5 protein-coding genes are annotated in these 3,874 nt (G+C 65.5%); 3 read left to right on the top strand and 2 right to left on the bottom strand.

Features of this window, described 5'->3' with window-relative positions:
* The coding region (locus ACPW96_RS23150; RefSeq protein ID WP_425886086.1) for a hypothetical protein at positions 1-474 on the top strand (474 nt) is incomplete at its 5' end.
* Between the two features lie 355 nt (positions 475-829).
* Here ACPW96_RS23150 and ACPW96_RS23145 read toward each other — a convergent pair.
* A complete protein-coding gene (locus ACPW96_RS23145; protein ID WP_425886085.1) occupies positions 830-1,252 on the bottom strand; it encodes a hypothetical protein in 423 nt (140 codons plus the stop codon).
* Between the two features lie 307 nt (positions 1,253-1,559).
* On the opposite strand from ACPW96_RS23145, the gene ACPW96_RS23140 reads away from it, so the two are divergent.
* Positions 1,560-2,291 carry a LuxR C-terminal-related transcriptional regulator gene (locus ACPW96_RS23140; RefSeq protein ID WP_425886083.1) on the top strand — a complete coding sequence of 244 codons (732 nt, stop codon included), beginning with the start codon at positions 1,560-1,562 and terminating at the stop codon, positions 2,289-2,291.
* 266 nt (positions 2,292-2,557) lie between these two features.
* A complete protein-coding gene (locus ACPW96_RS23135; RefSeq protein WP_425886082.1) occupies positions 2,558-2,950 on the top strand; it encodes a hypothetical protein in 393 nt (130 codons plus the stop codon).
* 444 nt (positions 2,951-3,394) lie between these two features.
* On the opposite strand, the gene ACPW96_RS23130 is transcribed toward ACPW96_RS23135, so the two are convergent.
* Positions 3,395-3,874: integrase core domain-containing protein (locus ACPW96_RS23130; protein ID WP_425886081.1), on the bottom strand; the 480-nt coding region annotated here is incomplete at its 5' end.

The raw sequence follows: 3,874 nt of genomic DNA, 5'->3' as shown, positions 1-3,874 counted from the left end.
GATCGAAACCACGGTCCCGAAATCGGGTCCGCCCCTCTTCGTCGGACAAACCGGCGACCATGGCTGACACCCTTGATGGGCGCCGCCTGTCTGCTGATCGGGCTCGCGATCGGATTCGGAACGCCCGCGCTGACCTCGATCGCGCCGTCAGGCCCGCCGGGTACGCTGGGTGCGATCGAACCCATCGACGTGCGTGACGCGGTTGCCGGAGTTCAGGTCGACGCCGAGCTGGTGGCCCACACGTGGGGCACCGAAGCCGTGCTCGACGCGACGGGCCTGGACATCGGCGCGACATACACGGTCGTGTTCATCGCGACCGACGGGACACAATTCCCTGCCGGCCAGATGCTCGGCTCACAAGTCCCGATCCACTGCCGCGTCAACGCAGCTGTACTGCGAGAGGATGCCTTGCGCCTCGAAATCCGCGACGCCGACGCGACCCTGGTCGCCCACGCCGACCTACCCGACGCGTGAGCGGAGAGCTTGAAGGCGGTTCCCCCCGGGAATGACACCTTGGGGACGAAGGGTTCTCGGGGGGAACCTGAACCCGCGGCCGTGCTTCCGCGTCAGGGACGCGGGGGCGCCAGGCTGGGGGGTCTGGCGCCGACGCGGCGACGGGTCTGCGCTCAGGGTAGCGGCGCTCACCCGCGGACCACAGCGTCCGAACGGGGGAGCTTGTCGCTACGAAGTGTTGAGGAGACGGTTCCTCCCGAGCCAGCCGCGGAATCGCTCCTCGATTATCCGGCGGCTCGGGAGGAACCTGAACCTGTCGGCCTCTGCCCCGCGCTTTCAGGGACGGGGGGAGCGCTCCACGGGTCTACCGCCAAGGCTAGCGGCGTGCGCATTTCGTTCGGATGACGCCCGCGATCCTCAACGAGCCTGATCGCTCGTGGGGCCTTGGTGCGGCACCGAAGTCGCAGTACCAAGCACCCGCCCGGATTACGCCGAACCCGCTCAGCTGCGGGATACCGCCACTGAGCAGGTCTTCGATTTTGCTGCTTCCGTCGTTCAGGAGCGAGTCGAGGTACGTTATCGCGTTGTTGATGGCGGGGGAGGCCACGCCGGCCGCTTGCCGCCACGCGAACGCCCGGACTTTCTCGAGCCGGTACCGGGGGATGGCGGGGAGGTGAGGGGAGAGGAGAGGGAGGAGCTCTGGTCGACCGTCACGGGTCAGGTGATGCGGTTGCACACCGAAGTAGTGGGCGAGGGCCTGGCGGACGGATGGGTCGGTGACGAGGCGTTGCCCGTTCACGATGTAGTCCCGCGCGATCGGGGAAGCTTGACGTCGTGCAGGGACCGACCGATGTCCTGCACTACGGAACCACCGTCACCTACTGGTGCAGCAGTCCCGAATCCCGGTGACTGCACCTTTATTGGTATCCGCGAATTGGTGGCTTTGTCTGTGTTTTCGCTGTAAAACTAGGTTTAGGTGTCGTCACTGATCAGGTGGCCGGGCGGTCTCGTGTGGCCGGGCAGGGTGAGTGACGGTGAGTGAGCGGACCGGGGCGTCCGCGTGATGGTGATGTACAGCGATGTTCTGCCACGTCAAGGGGAGCCTTGTGACGTTCCAGCTTGAATCACGTGCCGGTTTCCATTCGACGCCATCCCCGCAAGAGGGCTGGCCGTTTCCCGGTGCGGAGCCTGTTCGGGTGTTGTTGTGCGAAGACCACGAGATCTACCGGATCGGCTTGCGCGTGTTGATCGAGCGGGAACCGGATCTGGTCGTGGTGGGCGAGGTGGGAGATGTGGCTTCAGCGTGCTCGCTGGCCGCCCGGGTGCACCCGCAGGTCGTGGTCATCCGTCAGGGCCTGCTAGAGGACCTGCAAGAGCAGTCCGTCAGTGCGTTATGCCTTCGTGACCGCGCGGTCCTGATCCTTGCCGAGACCGAGACCGAGTCCGATCTGGCAGAGGCGTTGCGGGCCGGGGCAAGGGGTTATCTTTCTCGGAGGGTCGCCGCGCCGCGGTTGGTCGACGGGATCCGCGCCGTGTCCAAGGACGGGCTCGCCCTCGACCCGACGTTCGCCCGACACCTGGTGCGGTTCCTGACCACCGGACCGACCGGCCCGGCGGAGATCCCGACGCAGCTGGGCGCTCTGACCTCACTGACTGAACGGCAACGGGCGGTGGCCCTGCTTGTGGCCGAGGGAATGAGCAACGGCGAGATCGCCGCCCGGCTGTTCGTCAGTAATGCGACGGTCAAGAGTCACATCACCACCGTCTTGCGGCGCCTGGGTATCCGGAGCCGCACCCAGCTGGCGATCCTCGTCAACAACACCGCTCGCCAGTCCTGAGTCCTCGCCATCCGGCCGGCAACGTGCCGGGTGCACGGATCCGAGAATGCGGGGTTCCCGCACTCTCCGCTTCCGCACCATGACACTGGTGCATGCCTGTGCGCTGGTGGTTCATCCGCTGCATGGCGAGGGGGTACCCGGAAAGCTGAAACGGATGTAGGCTCCCGGTGATTTGGGAGGGGCGCGAACGGTTCTATTGTGTCGTGCTGACTCCTCGGGCGCGCTGCCCGGCACACCCGGCCGGTCGGCCGACGACGGGATTTCGTGTGGGCCAGATCTTCGTGCTGAGCGGTATACAACGCCGGCTCCGGGTGCTGATCTGCGACAACGACGAGGTGTACCGGATCGGCCTCTGTGCCCTCCTGAAGTCGTTCCCGCAGATTGTGGTTGTCGGGGAGACCGCTGAACCTGCACATGCCCTCGAGCTGTCGGAGGTGCTTGCGCCGCACCTGGCCGTGGTCAGTTCCGAGTTCGGTGGTGCCGCGCTGCTCCTAATCGAAGCGCTGAACCGAGAAGGTGTTCGCATCCTCATGGTCGGCACCCAATCGACATGCGAGATCGGTCGTTTGGAGCACCCGGATGACGCTTACGGCTACCTTGCTCGCGAGGCGGGCGCAGTGAATGTCGTGGACTGCGTCCAAGCGGCAATGCCAGCGTAGAGCCGATCAGTACCCGCTGCCCCTCCGCGAGGATCGCGCTGTTCGCGACGTGCAACGCGACCTCGGTACTGCTCGCATCGGGTAGGCCGGTGTGAAAGCTCACCCACATGTCGGTATCTGGCTTTTGGGTCGGGTGATGGGTGGGGATGAGCCGCCGTTCCTCGTACTGAATCGCCCCGGGGTTTTAATACCCCGCCATGGGTCGCGGCTCGCCCCGTACTGCAGCGTGCTGGTCGAGCTGGCAACGGCCGGTGGGTCGCCGAAGATCCGCACATCCACCGGCTTTCGGGACCGTGTCAGCACACGATATGGCGCAGTCCACGGTACAGCGCCGATTAGGCTCCGAGCGCGCCCGACGTCGGGGCGCACGGAAGAACGGTGAAGGGCAACGACGCGCTCCGTTAGCTCAGCACGAACGCGCCAACAGCTACTCGATTGTGTGCGCTAGCTGTAGTTCCCCGTGAGGTTGTGAACGCGGGTTGAGGGGGCTTGGCCGCCGATGCCGGTGTGGGGTCTGTGGTGATTGTAGTGATGGATCCAGTCTTGATAGGTCGCTTCTCGAGCCTGCTCGCTGTCGTAGATGGCTGCGTATGCCCATTCGGTGGCGAGGGTGCGGTTGAATCGCTCGACCTTTCCGTTGGTTTGCGGGCGATACGGCTTGGTCCACTTGTGCTTGATGTCACCGAGAGCGTCCGCGAACGCGTGTGATCGGTAGCAGGAGCCGTTGTCTGTCATCACCGCCGTCACGGTCACGCCGATGCCGGCGAAGAACGCGTTGGCGCGGGTCCAGAAGCCGGCGGCGGTCTCTTTGCGTTCGTCGTCGAGGATCTCCGAGTACGCGACGCGTGAGTGATCGTCGACGGCGTGGTGCAGGTAGCGGAACCCCCGCGAGCTGGCAGCGCCCGCGCGTGCCGCCCGGTTCCG

The sequence above is a fragment of the Micromonospora sp. DT81.3 genome, assembly GCF_049847225.1.
In the GTDB taxonomy this organism is placed as follows: domain Bacteria; phylum Actinomycetota; class Actinomycetes; order Actinomycetales; family Microbacteriaceae; genus Microbacterium.
The sequence above is the reverse complement of the archived record's forward strand: the minus strand, read 5'-3'. Positions and strand labels throughout refer to the sequence as shown.